Below are 17,198 nucleotides of genomic sequence, written 5' to 3'. Positions count from 1 at the left end.
CTGCCGGGGTGGCCAAGCAACTGCCGGACGTGGGGTCGAGCGGAGCCGTGCCACCGCCCCGGCGGTCCCGGATCGTGCTGGCCGAGATCACCCGGCAGGACACCCGCGCCGACCGGACCCGCGCCGAGCTGGCCCAGCAGACCCAGGTCGGTGAGGCGCTGGTCCGCGGCCTGGTCCGGGCGCAACTCGCGCTGGCGCTTCGGCTGTCCCTGGTGGTGGCCATCGGGTTGGGCGGGCTGCCCTGGCTGTTCGCGATCGCGCCCTCGCTCGGCCGGACCACCGTGGCCGGCGTCAACCTGCCGTGGCTGTTGCTCGGAGTGGCCTCCTTCCCGTTCCTGATCGCCGTGGGCTGGGCGTACGTGCGGTTGGCCGAGCGCAACGAGCAGGACTTCACCGACCTGGTGCAACGGCCGGAGCACTGAGTGGGCAACGACTTCGTGGTCCCGGCCATCGTCGCGGTCACCCTGGTCACCGTCGGGATCGGCTTCTACGGGCTGCGGTTGGCCCGGACCACGTCCGATTTCCTGGTGGCGTCGCGGGCGATCAGCCCGACCTGGAACGCCGCCGCGATCGGTGGGGAGTACCTGTCGGCGGCGAGCTTCCTCGGCATCGCGGGGCTGGTCCTCAAGTACGGCGTGGACGTGCTCTGGTACCCGGTCGGGTTCGCCGCCGGCTACCTGGCCCTGCTGCTCTTCGTGGCCGCGCCGCTGCGCCGCTCCGGCGCGTTCACCCTGCCCGACTTCTGCGAGCTGCGGCTGGGGTCGCATCGACTCCGCATCCTGGCCACCGCCTTCGTGATCTTCATCGGTTGGCTGTACCTGGTACCGCAGCTCCAGGGCGCCGGGTTGACCCTGGCCACGGTGGCCGGCTCCCCGTACCCCCTCGGTGCCCTGCTGGTGGCCGCCGTGGTCACCGCGAACGTGGCGCTGGGCGGCATGCGCGCGATCACCTTCGTGCAGGCGTTCCAGTACTGGCTCAAGCTGACCGCTCTCGCCGTACCGGTGATCTTCCTGGCCCTGCAGTGGCAGGCCGACGGCCGCCCGGCGGTGACCCCGCCCGACGGGCCGACGTTCCGGGCCGCGACCACCGTCGTGGTCGAGCACCGCGCGACCCTCACCCTGCCCGACGGTGACATCCGGGAGGTACGCCCCGGCGACGAGTTGACCTTCGCTGCCGGTGATCCGGTGCCGGACGTCTCCGGGGTGGCGACCGACGCCAACGACTGGTTGCTGCCGAGCGCCGCCGGCGACGACGACCGGGGCCTGTTCGCCACGTACTCGCTGATCCTGGCCACCTTCCTGGGCACCATGGGTCTGCCGCACGTGCTGGTCCGCTTCTACACCAACCCGGACGGCGCGGCGGCCCGCCGGACCACCCTTGTCGTGCTGGCGCTCGTCGGCGCCTTCTACCTGCTCCCCACCCTCTACGGGGTGCTCGGCCGCATCTACACCCCGCAACTGCTGCTCAGCGGCCAGACCGACGCGGTGGTGGTGCTGCTGCCCGGCGCGGCGCTGGGCGACGGGCTGGTCGGCCGCCTGCTCGCCGCGCTCGTCGCCGCGGGCGCGTTCGCGGCGTTCCTCTCCACCTCGTCCGGGCTGCTGACAAGCGTCGCCGGGGTGATCTCGACGGACGTGCTCGGTCGGGGCTCGGTACGCGGGTTCCGGCTGGCCACCGTCATCGCCGGTGGTGTGCCGGCGATGCTCGCGCTGCACGTCTCCGGGCTGGACGTGTCGCAGGTCGTCGGGCTGGCCTTCGCGGTCGCCGCGTCGAGCTTCTGCCCGCTGCTGGTGCTCGGCATCTGGTGGCGCGGGCTGACCGACGTGGGCGCCACCGCCGGCGTGGTGGTCGGCGGCGGCGCGGCGATCGGCGCGGTAGTGGTCACCGTGCTCGGCCCGACGCTTTCCGGCTGGCCGGCCACACTCATCGCACAGCCGGCCGCCTGGACGGTGCCGTTGGCCTTCACCGTGATGGTCGTCGTCTCGATGGCAACCCGCCGCCGAGCCCCGGCCGACGTGGCGGCCACCATGCTCCGCCTACATACCCCGGAAGCCCTCCGCATGCAGTGATCGCGAAGGTCGCGCCGATCTTGCACTTACCGATGCCGATACAAGTAGATATACCCTTTGTCGGGGCAGAAAGTGCAAGATCGCGAAACACTACGACTTCAGAATGATCGTTGTCCGCCTCCCGCCGGAGGGCGGAACTGGCAGCCGACGGATAACGTCGGCGCATGACTGTTGAGCACCCCGCGCTCGCACTGCGTGGCCTGGCCAAGCGGTTCGACGGCACGATCGCGGTGGCCGGCGTCGACCTGGACGTCCCCGCCGGCTCCTTCTACGGCCTGCTCGGTCCGAACGGCGCCGGCAAGACCACCACCCTGTCGATGGCGGTCGGGTTGTTGCGACCGGACGCCGGCTCGGCCTGGGTGCTCGGGAACGACGTCTGGCAGAACCCGGTGGCCGCCAAGCGGCTGCTCGGCGTGATGCCCGACGGGGTGCGGCTGTTCGACCGGCTGACCGGGGCGGAGCTGCTGGCGTACAACGGGCTCCTGCGGGGGATGGACCCGGCGGTGGTCGACCAGCGGGCCGCCGAGCTGCTGGACGTGCTGGCGCTCGGCGATGCCGGTCGGACGCTCGTGGTGGACTACTCGGCGGGCATGAAGAAGAAGATCGGCCTGGCCTGCGCGCTGCTGCACGGCCCCCGGGTGCTGGTGTTGGACGAGCCGTTCGAGGCGGTCGACCCGGTGTCCGCCGCGCTGATCCGGGACATTCTCACCCGCTACGCCGCCGGTGGCGGCACCGTGGTGTTCTCCAGTCACGTGATGGAGGTCGTCGAGCGGCTCTGCTCACACGTGGCGATCCTGGCCGGCGGTGTCATCCAACGGGTCGGGACCATCGACGAGGTCCGTGGCGGTCGCTCGTTGGAGCAGGTCTTCGTCGAGGTGGTCGGCGGGCGCACCGCGACCGGCGAGGAGCTGTCGTGGCTCTCCCAGTGACCGCGGACGCCACCCCCGCCGCGTCCGTACGCGCGGTGTCCGCCCGCCACTTCGTCCGACTCAAGCTGCGGGTGATGGGCAACAACTTCCGCGGCCAGGGTTGGCGGATCGCCCTGTTCGTCGGCGGCGCGCTGCTCGGGCTCTGGTTCGCGACAAGTGGCTTCTTCCTCTTCGCCGCGCCGGGCCTGGCCGGCAACGGCCGGTACGCGGTGCTTGTCGCGGCGGCCGGCGGCGGGCTGCTCGTGCTCGGTTGGCTGCTCCTGCCACTCGTCTTCTTCGGCGTGGACGAGACACTGGACCCGGCCCGGTTCGCGTTGCTGCCGCTGCCTCGGCGCACGCTGGTGACCGGCCTCTTCGTCGCGGCCCTGATCAGCGTGCCGGTGTTCGCGGTGCTCCTCGCGACGTCCGGGCTGGTGCTGACCGCCTGGTCGTTGGGTGGGTGGTCGGCGGGGTTGGTCGCCGCCGTGGGGGTGCTCGCCGGGCTGCTGCTCTGTGTGGCCGCGAGCCGGGCGGTGACCAGCGCCTTCGCCACCATGCTGCGGTCCCGACGCGTCCGCGACCTGGCGGCGGTGCTGCTGGCGGTGACTGCCGCGCTGCTCGGCCCGTTGCAGGTCCTCGGCCTCGCCGCGCTGCGGGAGGCGGACTGGAGCCGACTGAGCGGCGTGGCGACGGTGATCGGTTGGACGCCGTTCGGCGCTCCGTGGACCGTCGGCATCGACGTGGCCCAGGGTCGGGTGTGGGCGGCACCGGTCAAGCTCCTGATCACGGTGGTGGCGCTCGGCGCCCTGCTGGCCTGGTGGTCCCGGTCGCTCGAGTCGGCGATGGTGGGTGCGGTGAGCGGCGGTAAGGCACCGGTGCGACGCGGCGTCGCCGGAGGTGCCGTCGCCCAACTGTTCCCCCGGGCCACCGGCTGGGCGCGTCGGGACCGGTTCGGCGCCCTCGTCGCCCGGGAGGCGAGGTACTGGTGGCGGGACGCCCGGCGCCGGGCCAACCTGATCACCATCGCGGTGGTCGGCATCTTCGTACCCGTGTTCATCAACGTCACGGGTGGAGACTTCGCGGCGATGGAGAACGGGGGGTTGACGGCGGCGGCGAGCGACAGCTCACCGGTCGTGGTCACCATCTCCATGGTCCTCGTGGGCGTGCTCGCCGCCGCCACCCTGGCCAACCAGTTCGGCTTCGACGGCAGCGCGTACGCCGCGAACGTGGTGGCCGGGGTGCCCGGCCGGGTGGAGTTGCGGGCGCGGATGACCGCCTTCTCGCTGTACGTGCTGCCGATGCTGGCGTTCGTGTCGGTGGTGCTGTCGGTGCTGCTCAGCCGGCCAGGGTGGGTCGGTCTCACCTTCGGCAGCCTGGTCGCCACCTACGGCGCCGGGCTGGCGGTGAACAGCCTGGTCTCGGTGCTCGGGGCGTACTCACTGCCGGAGACGAGCAACCCGTTCGCGATGAACAGCGGGGCGGGGCTCACGAAGGGGCTGCTCACCCTGCTGACCATGCTCGCCGCGACGATCGCCGCGGTGCCGATGGTGGTGGCCGCCGCGCTGCTCGGTGACGCCTGGCTCTGGCTGGCCCTGCCGGTCGGCGCCGCGTACGGGCTGGGCGCGGCGTTGCTGGGCGCGTACCTGGCCGGCGACGTGCTGGACCGACGCCAGCCCGAACTGCTGGCCACTGTCACGCCGCGCCGCTAAGCGGTTGGGCGGCTCGGACCTTGGGCGGCGTTAGCGGCGAAGCCACGCCAGGCGGCCGGAGCGTAGTAGGCCCTGGCATCCTCCCTCTTCGCGCCCTTCCGTCCAGGGTGGAGAGCACGCGGCCCGGCCGGTGGAGGCGACGTCCCGTGGGTCCTGCGCCCTCGTCGACTGGGAGGAGATCGGCCATGTTCGGGTTCGTCCTCGGCAGGAACGGGGCGGTCGGCAGGCCCGCCGAATCGTCCACCTGCGTGGGCGGACGGGCCGACGGTGGCCGTGCCGCGACCGGGCCGGTTGGCTGACCCCGGCGCAGACCTGGCGCGCGAACGGCGGCCGCTGGTGATGCCCGCCGCCCGGCCGGCGGACCGGACCTCAGTGCGCGCAAACGACCGGACGGCGCACCGCACCGGGGACCGATGTGTCACCGCGAGCGTGATGACCCTCAGACATCAATATGACTCAGAGGCATCACTGTCATTCGGGCAACGCCCTCCGCCGAGCGGCCGGCCGGCGAGCCAAGGTGAGCCGGCCACACCTGCCGATGCGGCCGCTGTGGCGGTGTCGGGGGTGCGGCGCGCACTGGCCGTGCCAGCCTTCGCGGCTGGCGCTGCTCGCCGAGTACCGGCACGACCGCACCGCGCTGCTGTTCTATCGGCGGACGCCCCGCCGATCTGCACGAGCGCTTCCTTGGTTGGGCGAGGGTCCGGGGCGGCACAATGTTTCACGTGAATCATGAGCCGGGTGCCGAGATCCACCACACCGATCCCTTCGCTGTGCCGACCGGGCAACGGTCGCCGGTACGCCGGCTGCGTGGTCGCCTCGCCGCACCGGTGACCCTCTGGACGGCACCCGGTCCGGCCGGGCTGACCGTCTCGTCCACCCTGGTGGCCGAGGGGGAACCGGACCGACTGCTCGGGCTGATCGATCCGGAGTCCGACTTCTGGGCGGCCGTCGAGGAGTCGGGGCGCTTCGCTGTCACGCCGCTCGGCCCGCCGCACCGGCAACTCGCCGACCGGTTCGCCGGCCTCTTCCCCGCCCCGGGCGGACTCTTCGCGACCGGCGCGTGGAACGAGACGCCGTACGGTCCGGTTCCGGCGGACGCCGCCGGCTGGGCCGGGTGCCGGCTGGACGCCGCTCGGGAGTACGGCTGGGGCCTGCTGGTCGAGGCCACCATCGAGGCGGTCGACCTGGCCGAGGAGGCCACCCCGCTGCTGCACTACCGCGGTCGTTACCACGAGCTGCCGGCCTGACCGATCACCGCAGTGACCTGAGTCACCTGGCGCAGCCAGTCAACCGCTCGGCGCACTCGCCGACCGGCGTCGATCTCAGCCTTCCCTGCCGGGGAGTGCGCTCTCTACGGTGCGCGAAACTCCTCTGACGCCTGTGAAGGTGGTGATCCACAGATGTCCACGGACACACCCGCTCCGGCCGCTTCCCAGTCGGACAAGTACCTGACCGTACAACGGTCGGACGAGTTCGCCGGGCTGCGGCGTGCGCTGCGCGGCTTCGTCTTCCCGATGACCGTCGCGTTCTTCCTGTGGTATGCGCTCTACGTCATTCTCTCCGCGTACGCCCGGGACTTCATGGGCACGAAGCTGTTCGGCAGCAACATCAACGTCGCGCTGGTCTTCGGCCTGCTCCAGTTCGTCTCCACGTTCCTGATCGCCTGGCTCTACTCCCGGTACGCGGACCGGAAGATCGACCCCATCGCGGACCGGATCCGCGCCGAGATCGGGGAGGTGACCCGTGAAGACGGTTCACGCGGTTGAGACGTTCCTCGCGGCTGAGGCGGGCAATCACACCGCCCGCAACCTGACCATCACTCTCTTCCTGGTCTTCGTGGCGGTGACCCTGGGCATCACGATCTGGGCCAGTCGGCAGACCAAGACGGCTACCGACTTCTACGCGGGCGGCCGGTCCTTCTCAGGGTTCCAGAACGGCATGGCGATCGGCGGCGACTACATGTCGGCCGCCTCGTTCCTCGGCATCGCCGGCATCATCGCGTTGTACGGCTACGACGGCTTCCTCTACTCGATCGGCTTCCTGGTCGCCTGGCTGGTGGCCCTGCTGCTGGTCGCGGAGCTGCTGCGGAACTCGGGCCGGTACACGATGGCGGACGTGCTCGCCTTCCGGATGCGTCAGCGTCCGGTGCGTACGGCGGCGGCGGTCTCCACCATCACGGTGTCGATCTTCTACCTGCTCGCGCAGATGGTGGGCGCCGGCGCGCTTGTCGCGCTGCTGCTCGGCATCCGGCCGGGGACGACCTTCCTCGGCATGGACGCCGCCACCGCCAAGGTGGCCACCATCATCATGGTCGGCACCCTGATGATCATCTACGTGACCGTGGGTGGCATGAAGGGCACCACCTACGTGCAGATCGTCAAGGCGTTCCTGCTCATGGGCGGCGCACTGCTGATGACCATCCTGGTGCTGGCGAAGTTCAACTTCAACCTGTCGGAGCTGCTCGGCCAGGCGGCTGCGGCCTCCGGCAAGGGCAGCGCGTTCCTCGAACCCGGGTTGCGGTACGGCGTCGAGGTCGCCGGCAACTCGACGCAGACCTTCTACAACAAGGTGGACCTGCTGTCCCTGGGTATCGCCCTGGTGCTCGGCACCGCCGGTCTGCCGCACATCCTGATCCGCTTCTACACGGTGCCGACCGCGAAGGCGGCCCGGAAGAGCGTGCTCTGGGCGATCGGCATCATTGGCACCTTCTACCTGCTCACCCTGGCCCTCGGCTTCGGTGCGGCGGCGCTCGTCGGCAGCCAGGCGATCACGGCGCAGGACAAGGCCGGCAACACGGCCGCGCCGCAGTTGGCCGAAGCGCTCGGGATCAGCTTCTTCGGCGGCGAACTGGGCGGGGCAGCCCTGCTGGCGATCATCGCGGCGGTCGCCTTCGCCACCATCCTCGCGGTGGTCGCCGGGTTGACGCTGGCCTCTTCATCCAGCCTGGCGCACGACTTCTACGCCAACGTGATGAAGAAGGGTGAGGCGTCGGAGCGGCAGGAGGTGCGGGTCGCCCGGATCTCCGCCCTGGTGATCGGCGCGGTGTCGATCGCCCTGTCGATCTACGCGCAGAACCTCAACGTGGCGTTCCTGGTGGCGCTGGCCTTCGCGGTCGCCGCCTCGGGCAACCTGCCGGCGATCCTCTACAGCCTCTTCTGGCGGCGGTTCAACACCTCCGGAGCGGTGTGGGCGATCTACGGCGGTCTGCTGTCGGCCGTGCTGCTGGTGTTCTTCTCGCCGGTGGTCTCCGGCGCGGCGACCTCGATGTTCCCGGACCACGACTGGCAGTGGTTCCCGCTGTCCAACCCCGGCATCCTCTCCATCCCGTTCGGTTTCCTCTGCGGATGGATCGGCACTGTCATCTCCAAGGAGCACGACGAGGACAAGTACGCGGAGCTGGAGGTGCGCGCCCTCACCGGCGCGGGCGCCCACTGACGCGACACCCGGGCCCCCGCCGACGCCTGGCGTCAGCGGGGGCCCGACCGCGTCCGGGGCGGCTCGGTAGGCTGGCCGGCATGAAGGTTGCTGAGCGCTTCGGTCCCGGTCACCGCGTCCTCGTCACCGGCGGAGCCGGCTTCGTCCCGTCGCACCTGGTGGACGCCCTGATCGCCCGGGGTTGCACGGTGGTGGCGCTCGACAACTTCGTGACCGGCTCCAAGGAGAACGTCGCGCACCTGCTGGACAACCCGACCTTCACCCTCGTCGAGGCGGACATCTCCGAGGGCCTGCCCACCCATCACCCGGCACTTGCCGAGCGGTTCGACGCGATCCTGCACATGGCCTCCCCGGCCAGCCCCACCGACTTCGCCCTCCTGCCGGTGGAGATCCTCCGGGTCGGCTCGGTGGGCACCCTGCACCTGCTGGAGCGCGCGGTCGCCGACGGCGCCCGGTTCCTGATGGCCTCCACCTCCGAGGCGTACGGGGACCCGAAGGAGCACCCGCAGCGGGAGACCTACTGGGGCAACGTGAACCCGATCGGGGTTCGCAGCGTCTACGACGAGGCGAAGCGCTTCTCCGAGGCCGCGACGATGGCGTACCACCGCTACCGCGGGCTCGACGCGGCGATCGTCCGGATCTTCAACACGTACGGCCCGCGGATGCGCCCGGACGACGGCCGCGCCATCCCCACCTTCATCTCCCAGGCGCTGCGCGGTGAGCCGATCACCGTGCACGGCACGGGCAACCAGACCCGGTCCATCTGCTACGTCGAGGATCTGGTGCGCGGCATCCTGCTGCTGCTCGACTCGACCGAGACGGGCCCGGTCAACTGCGGCACCGAGCACGAGCTGACCATGCGGCAACTCGCTGAGTTGATCGTGTCGCTCTCCGACAGCACCTCGAAGGTGACCTATGTCACCCGCAGCTCGGACGACCCGGAGATGCGCCGCCCGGATCTCACGCTCGCTCGCGAACTGCTGGGATACCAGCCGTCGGTAGCGCCCGAAGACGGCCTGCGACGCACGATCGAGTACTTCCGGACGCGGCTAGGGTAACCGGATCCTCGCGTACCGCCAGCCGCTGAGTGTCGCCTGAAGGCGGCAGTGGCTCTCGCTACGTACCCTGAGTTACATGTCCGCGACCTCGTCTGCCGGCGTCCCGCATCCGTTCCTGCACCGCAGCGCCGGGCGCGCGTCGGTGCCCGGCCCCGACCGGGGCGCCTCCGGGCGTGCCCGTCCGACCGAGGCGCGCTTCTACCCGTCGTACGACCAGGAGGAGCCTCGGCCCGGGGGCCCGGTGGGGCCCTCGGGGCCCGGCGGCCCGGGTGGCGCCGGTGGGCCGGGGCGCCGGGGCCCGCGACCGCGCTGGGGTCGGATCGCCCTGGTGGCGGGGGTCGCGGTGCTGGTGCTGGCGCTGCTCGGCGGGATCGGCGCCTGGCTGTACGCCCGCAACCTGAACAGTGACCTGGCCCGCACCGACCCGTTCGCGGAGATCACCGGCGGTCGGCCCGCCAAGACCGTCGACGGCGCGCTGAACATCCTGCTTGTCGGCAGCGACTCGCGGGACCCGGACGCGCCCGTCGACACCAAGAGTCAGTGGCGCGCCGACACGATCATCGTGATGCACATCCCGGCCGACCACCAGGAGGCCTATCTGGTCTCCATCCCCCGGGACCTGTACGTGCCGATCCCGGAGAGCGCCGGCGCGGACTGCGCCTCGGGTTCCCGCGCGAAGATCAACGCAGCGTTCGCGTTCGGTGGGCTGCCGCTCGCGGTGCGCACCGTGGAGTGCTTCACCGACGTTCGGATCGACCACGTGATGGCGATCGACTTCGGCGGTTTCAAGGAGGTCACCGACGCCCTCGGCGGTGTGGACCTGAAGGTGGAGCGGACCATCACCTCGATCCACAAGCCGTACCGGACATTCACCAAGGGCACCAACCACATGGATGGCGCCGAGGCGCTGGACTGGATCCGGCAGCGCAAGCAGTTCCCCGACGGGGACTTCGCCCGGATGCGGCACCAGCAGGAGTTCCTGCGGGCGCTGATGGACAAGGCGGCGAGCACCGGCACGCTTGCGAACCCGAAGAAGCTCAACGATTTCCTCAAGTCGGTGACCGCAGCCGTAACCGTCGACCAGAGTTTCTCGGTTACAGACATGGCGCTGCAGTTCCGCAACCTGCGCGGCCAGAACCTCACCTTCGTGACCAGCCCGAACTCGGGCAGCGACACGATCAACGGCGAGTCGGTGGTGGTATCGGACCGGGAGAAGGCGCTCGCGATGTACCAGGCCATGGCCGGTGACACGATGGCCGACTGGGTCAAGGCCAACCCGCCGAAGAGCAACGACGGAGGGTGACCGAGGCACCACGGCACCAGCCGTTCGGATAATCGAACGGCGACGATCGACCGAGTCTGGAAAACTCGACGTCCGGATTGACCTGAGATGAACTCGCCAAGTCGATTTCATGTACGTACAGTGGTGCCGCCCCCTCCTGATCACGAGCTGGAGCACGCATGCCGGTTCAGGCCAGTCGTCGCCCTTCCTCCCCCGGGTCCGCCGCCCCCAGCGGCCGAGTCGCCGCGTCCATACCAGCGCAGGCACGCCCCTCGGGTGGCGGGCCGGGCTCACGCCCGCCCGGCGGCAGCGGTGGCGGCGGTGGCGACCGCCCGGGTGGCGGTGGGTCGAAGAAGCGGACCAAGCGCAAGGACCCGCTCTGGGCCAGGCTGACAGTGGTCTTCGGTGCCGTGCTGATGCTGAGCAGCGGCGTGGCGATCGTCGGCAGCAAGGCGTTGATCGGGCAGGCAACCGGCGGCATCGCGAAGGGCAACCTACTGGGCGAGGCCGGCAAGTCCGACGCCGAGGGCGGGGCGAGCCTGGACGGCCCGATCGACATGCTGCTGCTCGGCGTGGACGCGCGGGAGCGCTGGGCCGCCGACGACGTCCGCTCGGACAGCATCATCATCCTGCACATTCCGGCCACGCACGACCAGGCGTACCTGATCTCGATTCCCCGGGACACCGAGGCGCAGATCCCGGCGTTCAAGAAGAGCGGCTACGGCGGCGGCTCCGGCAAGATCAATGCCGCGTTCCAGGCCGGCGCTGCGAACGGCGGCGGCTGGGAGGGCGGCGCCCAGCTGATGGCCCAGACGATCAAGCGCCTCACCGGGGTCAGCTTCGACGGCGCGGCGATCATCAACTTCGGTGGTTTCAAGAACGTCATCGACGCCCTCGGCACGGTGCGGATCTGTGTCACCCAGGAGGTCAAGTCGCTGCACATGTCGTACGTCGACGGCAAGCCGATGTGGAACGCGGACGCCAAGAAGACCGGCAAGCAGCGGACCCCGGTGGTGCACAAGAAGGGCTGCCAGGAGATGGAGGGTTGGGCCGCGCTCGACTACTCCAGGCAGCGCAAGACCCTCAAGAACGGCGACTACGACCGGCAGGCCAACCAGCAGCAGCTGATCAAGGCGATGGCCAAGAAGGCCACCGAGGGCGGGATGTTGTCAAACCCGGCCAAGATGAACAACCTGATCAAGGCCGCGGGCAAGGCGTTCGTGCTGGACACCGGCGGCGTGCCGATCGAGGACTTCATCTTCACCATGCGCGGGGTCACCGGCAACGAGCTGACCATGCTGAAGACCAACAACGGCACGTTCAACGCCAACAACAACAACACCGAGGGCCTGAACGAAGAGACGATGGCCATGTTCCGGGCTGTCAAGCAGGACAAACTCGCCGAGTTCGTCTTCACCCACCCCGAGGTGATCTCCACCCGCAAGTAGGGCCGGGAGTCGCGGAAACCCAGCGACGACCTCGTCACCGCCCGTAGCCTGACGTGAGCAGGTTTCACGTATCGGCTGCGGGGAGGCGGTCACGTCCAGGTGGGGACGGAACGCAGCGGGCCGAGCCGGAGCGGCTCCGCCCGCCCGGTCCCCCCGCGCCCGAGGGCCACGGATCCTGCTCGGCGTCGGCCTCACCCTCGTCCTGCTGGCAGGGCTCGCCGTGGCCGGGCTCAAGATGCTCAGCCACCGCTACGACCGCACGGTGACCAAGGAGCAACTGCTCGACCTTGACGCCCGGACCGACCGCACCGACCTGGACGGGCCGCTGAACTACCTTCTGGTCGGATCCGACCGGCGGCCGGGCGACAGCGGCCCGGACCAACGCTCCGACACCATCCTCATCGTGCACGTCCCCGCCGGGCAGCGGGAGGCGTACCTGGTCTCCATCCCGAGGGACCTGCTGGTCGCCATCCCACCCGCGAACGGCTTCAGCGGTGGACAAGACAAGATCAATGCGGCGTACGAGCACGGCGGCGGCGGGCAGGCCGGTGCCCAACTGCTCTCCGCCACCCTGCACCGGCTGACCGGAATCCGGTTCGACGGTGCGGCACTTGTCGACTTCTCCGGCTTCCGGAAGGTCATCGACCTGCTCGGCGGGGTGGAGATGTGCGTCGACACCGAGGTCCGCTCGATCCACACCAACCGTGTCTTCTCCACCGGCTGCCACCAGATGGACGGGGCACAGGCGCTGGACTACGTCCGACAGCGCTACGACCTGCCCGGCGGTGACTACGACCGGCAGCACCACCAGCAGCAGTTGCTCCGGGCGATGCTCGACAGCGCCGGCCGGGCGGACCTGCGGAGCAACCCCGTCAAACTCGACCAGGTGCTCCGGGCGGTCGGCGGCTCGTTGACTGTCGACACCAACGGCGTACCCCTGGAGGACCTGCTCCTCGCGCTCCGCGCGCTGCCGCCCGACGGAATGCGCGGCGTCCAGGTGCCCTCCGCGCCGCAGACCATCGACGAGGTGTCGTACGTGGTGCTGGACAACGGGGGCAACGGGCTCTTCGAGGCGCTCCGCGGCACCCGGGTGCCGGCGTGGGCGCAGGCCAACCCCCGGTGGGTGACCCGGTTGTGACAGTGCCGACGGCCCGGTCGGTGCCGAACCGGGCCACGAGGATCTAGTGTTGCTTCCTGTGTTCGGACCCCAGGTTCCCACCGTGCCCGTGACCGAGATCGCCGACGAGACCTACCTGCTTGATGTGCGGGAGGACGACGAGTGGGCGGCCGGCCACGCGCCCACCGCCCACCACCTGCCGATGATGGAGCTGCCGGCCCGGCTGGCCGAGGTGCCCACCGACCGGGAGGTGGCGGTCGTCTGTCGTTCCGGCGGGCGGTCCGCCCAGGTCGTCGCCTACCTGATCAACAACGGCTGGGAGCGGGTGCGCAACGCCGACGGCGGGATGCGCCAGTGGGCCGCGGTCGGCCGACCGGTGGTCGACGCGAACGGGCAGCCCGGCCAGGTCATCTGAGGCCGGCGGAATGGGCGGGCCACTGGTCTTCGCGCACCGAGGCGCCTCGTTCGACCTACCCGAGCACACCCTCGCCGCGTACCTGCGCGCCCTGGACGAGGGCGCCGACGGCCTGGAGTGTGACGTCCGGCTGACCCGGGACGGGCATCTGGTCTGTGTGCACGACCGACGACTCGACCGCACCAGCAACGGTCGCGGTCTGGTCAGCGCGCGTACGCTCGCCGAGCTGGACGCCCTGGACTTCGGCTCGTGGCACCCGGGCAGCGCGCCGGACGGCGACCTGCCGCCGGACGAGTCGCACACCCGGCTGCTGACCCTGGCCCGGTTGCTTGACGCGGTGCTCGCCGCCGGCCGGCCGGTTCGGCTGCTCGTCGAGACGAAGCACCCGTCCCGTTACGGCTCGAACGTGGAACGGCGACTTGTCGGTCTCCTGCGCCGGTACGGGTTGGCCGACCCCGCGCCGGACGACCCGGTGCAGGTCACCGTCATGTCGTTCTCCCCGCTGGCCGTCCGCCGGGTGCGGGAGTTGGCCCCGACGCTGCCCACGGTGCTGTTGCTGGAGGTGTTGCCGCGCTGGTTGCGGCTGGGTCGACTGCCGTTCGGCACCCGGATCGCCGGGCCGGGCATCGGCCTGGTCCGGGCCCGCCCGCAGCTACTGCCCGCACTGCGGGCCGCCGGCAACCAGGTGTACGTCTGGACGGTGAACGAGCCGACCGACCTGGAGTTGGTGCTCACCGCCGGCGTGGACGGGATCATCACCGACCGGCCGGCGTACGCCCTCGCCCGGCTGGACCGCTGACCCATCGACCGGGCGGGGGTGCCCAAAACCGGGTCGGCGGGGCAGACTCGGCACATGCCGGAGCGTATCGACTTCCCCGCTCTCCTCGCCGGCCACACCGTCGTGATCGAGATGATCAACTCTGGGGACGCGGGCCTGCCGGTCCTCACCCAGCTGCTCCGGGTGGCCCAGCCGGCGCTCGGCGCGACCGGGATGGCGTTCGTGGAGTTCGGTCCCACCGGCGGTCGCGTGATCGCCGCGACCGGCGCGGCGGAGTGGGCGCTCGGTCGGCCGTTGGCGGTCGACGACCCGGACACCGTCTGCCTGCTGGCGGGGCCGCGCTCGAGTCAGGTACGGGTGGCCGACCTCAACGGCAAGCTGGCCGGCGCACTGGCCGGCAGCGGCCTGCGCCGGATGGTGGTCTCCCGGGCCGAGATCGGCGGCCACACCGTCGGCAGCCTGCACGCGCTCTATCCGAGTGACGACGAGCCGGGCGACGAGCCGCAGGGGGTGGTCGCCTACCTCGCGTCCTGCATCGGGCACATGTACGGCGACCAGAGTGGCCTGCCGGTGCACGGCGACGGCCCGGTGGTGGCGGCCCTCGCCGACGGGCTTGCCGTCGTCGACCGGGACGGGCACGTCCGGCTCTGGAACCCGGCCGCCGCCCAGGTCACCGGCCGGCCCGTCGAGCAGGCGCTGAGCCGTCCGCTGCCGTTTCCGCTGCCACCCGCCGGGCAGGTCCGGGACCACCGGATGCCGGACGGGCGCTGGCTGCGAATCATCTCCGGCGATCTGCCCGGCCCGGGCACGTTGCGGGTGGTCACCTTCCGCGACATCACCGACCAACAGCGCCGCGACCACGACCGGGAGCTGTTCGTCGCGGTGACCAGCCACGAGCTGCGCACCCCGGTCACCGTCATCAAGGGGTACGCGGACACCCTCACCGACCACTGGGAGTCGCTGACCGAGGTCGACCGGCGGCAGGCGGCCCGGGTGATCGGGCAACGCGCCAACGAGCTGGCCCGGTTGGTCGACCGTCTCCTCAGCTCGGCGGCCGAGGTGGGGCCGGGCGACGACCCTCCCACACCGTTCGACCTCGGCGAGGCGCTGCGCTCCGCCGTCGTGGACCTGCCAGCGGAGCTGCGCCGGCGGCTGCTGCTCCGCCTCCCGAGTGACCTGCCGAAGGCGCTCGGTCACCGGCCCAGCCTGGCCACCGTGCTCACCGAGCTGACGACGAACGCCGGTAAGTACTCGGCACCGGACTCTCCCATCGAGATCACCGCCTCGGTCGACGGTCAGCTGGTGGCGTTCCGGGTCAGCGACCAGGGCATCGGCATCCGCCCCGAGCACGTGGAACGGGCGTTCGACAGGTTCTGGCAGGGCGAGTCCGGCGACCGCCGCGGCTACCCGGGGGCCGGGCTCGGTCTCTATCTCGTCCGCCGGATCGTTGAACAGCAAAATGGATGGGTATCCCTACGTCCGAGGACCGGCGGCGGTACGGTCGCAGAGGTGCGCCTACCACGCGGTTGACCAGGGGCGGCGCGACGTGGAGGCGGCGGTGGCAGCGGCAGCGAGGGATCGAGCCTGGTGCGTGGTGGTTCCCCACCACCCCGGCGGGGCACGGCTGGCCCGACACCGGCTCGCCGCCGAGTTGGCGGACGTCGTACCCCCGACGCTCCTCGCGGACCTGATCGCGGTCCTCGCGGAGCTGGTGGGGAATGCGGTACGGCACGCCAGACCTCTGCCCGGCGGTGTGATCCGGGTTGCCTGGCGGCTCCGGCCCTCGGCCGAGGGCGCACTGATCCAGTTGCGGGTCACCGACGGCGGCGGCGCGAACACCGGGCCGCGGCTCCGGACGGCGAGCGTGGACGCGGCGGACGGGCGGGGCCTGCACATCGTGGCCGGCCTGGCCACCCGGTGGGGCGTCGTACAGGACGGCATGGGCCAGCGTGTCTGGGCTGAGTTCGACCCGGTGCCGACACCCCGACCCGCCCTGGTGCCGGCGGGCTGAGCGCGGCTCGGGCGGGTCCAGGCCACGGCGGGCCGCCGAGGGCTCTAGGCTGTGACGCCGTGAGTAAGCGTCGAAAGAGCCAGCGCACCGCCGCCGACACCACCCCCCGTCGCGACAAGGTTCGGGACGTCTTCGTGCCGCGCCCGTTCGAGGGGCTGGTCGACGAGTCCGAGTGGATCGCGCTGCGCGAGTTGGTGCCCGCCGCCTCCGCCCCGCTGCGACTGGCGCCCGCCCTGGTCGAGGAGTTCGGTCACCGGGCGGCGACGCTCGCCACGGTGCTGCCGATGGCCGCCCCGGCGATCACCAAGCCGGACGGCCGTGTGCTCATCGGTCTCCAGCGCCACCAGCAGTCCGGCGACGTCTCCCGGGACCTGGCCGACGCGTTGCTCAGCGCGCTGCGCACCGAGCCGGGTGGGCAGGTGGCCGTGCCGCCACTGCCCGGTCCCGGGCCCCGTCTACAGGACATCCTCGTGGACGGCCCACTGGACATCACCATGCACGACGGTTTCGACTTCTGGCTCGACCCCGGGGCCGCCGACGACCCGACCGTCCAGGCTTCCCTGGAGCGGGCGAACGCGGCCATCTACCCGACGGTTCGGCTGACCGCGGCGAAGGCCGCGTACTGGTGCCAGGTGCCGGAGAAGGCCCACGTGCGCTGGGTGCTGCCGGAGGACGAGGACGCCGCCCTGGACGCGCTTGCCCGACTCGGCGCGGCCGGCACGTTGCCGCTCGGCGAGCAGACCAAGTTCGCCGGCATGTTCCGCGCCCACGGTCGACTCGTGCCGGTCTGGGACCTGCCGGAGCACACCCCGGCAGCCGAGTGGGAGGAGCCGGTGGCGCAGTTCGCCAAGCGGTACGCGGAGGCGCTGACCGCCACCGAACCCCTCGACGCCGCCGGTCGTCGGGCCCGTCAGGGGCTGCTCGGCCGCCAGCTCACCCTGCGCTGAGTCGGGTCCCCAGCCCGGCCGGGT

The 17,198-nt window shown here is 71.1% G+C and carries 15 protein-coding genes and 1 pseudogene; all 16 read left to right on the top strand.

Going from position 1 to position 17,198, the window contains the following annotated elements:
• Positions 1–8: 8 nt before the first annotated feature.
• On the top strand, positions 9–422 hold the full coding sequence (locus tag AB0C15_RS04455; RefSeq protein WP_357348551.1) for a hypothetical protein: 414 nt from the start codon (positions 9–11) through the stop codon (positions 420–422).
• Entirely contained in the window at positions 423–2,066 is a 1,644-nt protein-coding gene (locus AB0C15_RS04450; protein ID WP_357348549.1) for a cation acetate symporter, read from the top strand.
• A gap of 164 nt (positions 2,067–2,230) precedes the next feature.
• Entirely contained in the window at positions 2,231–2,995 is a 765-nt protein-coding gene (locus AB0C15_RS04445) for an ABC transporter ATP-binding protein (RefSeq protein WP_357348546.1), read from the top strand.
• Entirely contained in the window at positions 2,980–4,683 is a 1,704-nt protein-coding gene (locus tag AB0C15_RS04440) for an ABC transporter permease (protein ID WP_357348544.1), read from the top strand. Before AB0C15_RS04445 ends, AB0C15_RS04440 begins: the two co-directional genes overlap by 16 nt.
• 538 nt (positions 4,684–5,221) lie before the next feature.
• Positions 5,222–5,930: pseudogene (locus AB0C15_RS04435) on the top strand (flavin reductase family protein).
• A 153-nt stretch (positions 5,931–6,083) separates the two neighbouring features.
• Positions 6,084–6,449 carry a DUF485 domain-containing protein gene (locus AB0C15_RS04430; RefSeq protein ID WP_354883753.1) on the top strand — a complete coding sequence of 122 codons (366 nt, stop codon included), beginning with the start codon at positions 6,084–6,086 and terminating at the stop codon, positions 6,447–6,449.
• The gene (locus AB0C15_RS04425) at positions 6,427–8,118 is read left to right on the top strand and encodes a cation acetate symporter (RefSeq protein ID WP_357348542.1); all 1,692 of its coding nucleotides are present in this window, start codon (positions 6,427–6,429) and stop codon (positions 8,116–8,118) included. Before AB0C15_RS04430 ends, AB0C15_RS04425 begins: the two co-directional genes overlap by 23 nt.
• Positions 8,119–8,198: 80 nt before the next feature.
• Positions 8,199–9,176 carry an NAD-dependent epimerase/dehydratase family protein gene (locus AB0C15_RS04420; protein WP_357348540.1) on the top strand — a complete coding sequence of 326 codons (978 nt, stop codon included), beginning with the start codon at positions 8,199–8,201 and terminating at the stop codon, positions 9,174–9,176.
• A gap of 76 nt (positions 9,177–9,252) precedes the next feature.
• Complete coding sequence (locus AB0C15_RS04415; protein ID WP_357348538.1) at positions 9,253–10,479, top strand: LCP family protein; 1,227 nt, start codon at positions 9,253–9,255, stop codon at positions 10,477–10,479.
• Between the two features lie 158 nt (positions 10,480–10,637).
• Positions 10,638–11,906 carry an LCP family protein gene (locus tag AB0C15_RS04410; RefSeq protein ID WP_357348536.1) on the top strand — a complete coding sequence of 423 codons (1,269 nt, stop codon included), beginning with the start codon at positions 10,638–10,640 and terminating at the stop codon, positions 11,904–11,906.
• A gap of 235 nt (positions 11,907–12,141) precedes the next feature.
• Positions 12,142–13,044, top strand: a complete 903-nt coding sequence (locus AB0C15_RS04405; protein WP_357348697.1) for an LCP family protein — start codon at positions 12,142–12,144, stop codon at positions 13,042–13,044.
• Between the two features lie 58 nt (positions 13,045–13,102).
• Positions 13,103–13,438, top strand: coding sequence for a rhodanese-like domain-containing protein (locus AB0C15_RS04400; RefSeq protein ID WP_357348534.1), 336 nt, complete (start codon positions 13,103–13,105; stop codon positions 13,436–13,438).
• Positions 13,439–13,448: 10 nt separating this feature from the next.
• On the top strand, positions 13,449–14,237 hold the full coding sequence (locus AB0C15_RS04395; protein WP_357348532.1) for a glycerophosphodiester phosphodiesterase family protein: 789 nt from the start codon (positions 13,449–13,451) through the stop codon (positions 14,235–14,237).
• A 54-nt stretch (positions 14,238–14,291) separates the two neighbouring features.
• Positions 14,292–15,746 carry a PAS domain-containing sensor histidine kinase gene (locus AB0C15_RS04390; RefSeq protein ID WP_357348530.1) on the top strand — a complete coding sequence of 485 codons (1,455 nt, stop codon included), beginning with the start codon at positions 14,292–14,294 and terminating at the stop codon, positions 15,744–15,746.
• 61 nt (positions 15,747–15,807) lie between these two features.
• Positions 15,808–16,227: an ATP-binding protein gene (locus AB0C15_RS04385; RefSeq protein WP_357348695.1), complete on the top strand. Its 420-nt coding sequence runs from the start codon at positions 15,808–15,810 to the stop codon at positions 16,225–16,227.
• A gap of 59 nt (positions 16,228–16,286) precedes the next feature.
• On the top strand, positions 16,287–17,174 hold the full coding sequence (locus AB0C15_RS04380) for a DUF5926 family protein (RefSeq protein WP_357348528.1): 888 nt from the start codon (positions 16,287–16,289) through the stop codon (positions 17,172–17,174).
• Positions 17,175–17,198 lie beyond the last annotated feature (24 nt).

It is taken from the genome of Micromonospora sp. NPDC048835, assembly GCF_040649995.1.
GTDB lineage: Bacteria > Actinomycetota > Actinomycetes > Mycobacteriales > Micromonosporaceae > Micromonospora.
Note: the sequence above shows the minus strand (reverse complement) of the source record. Positions and strands in the feature narration are given on the sequence as shown.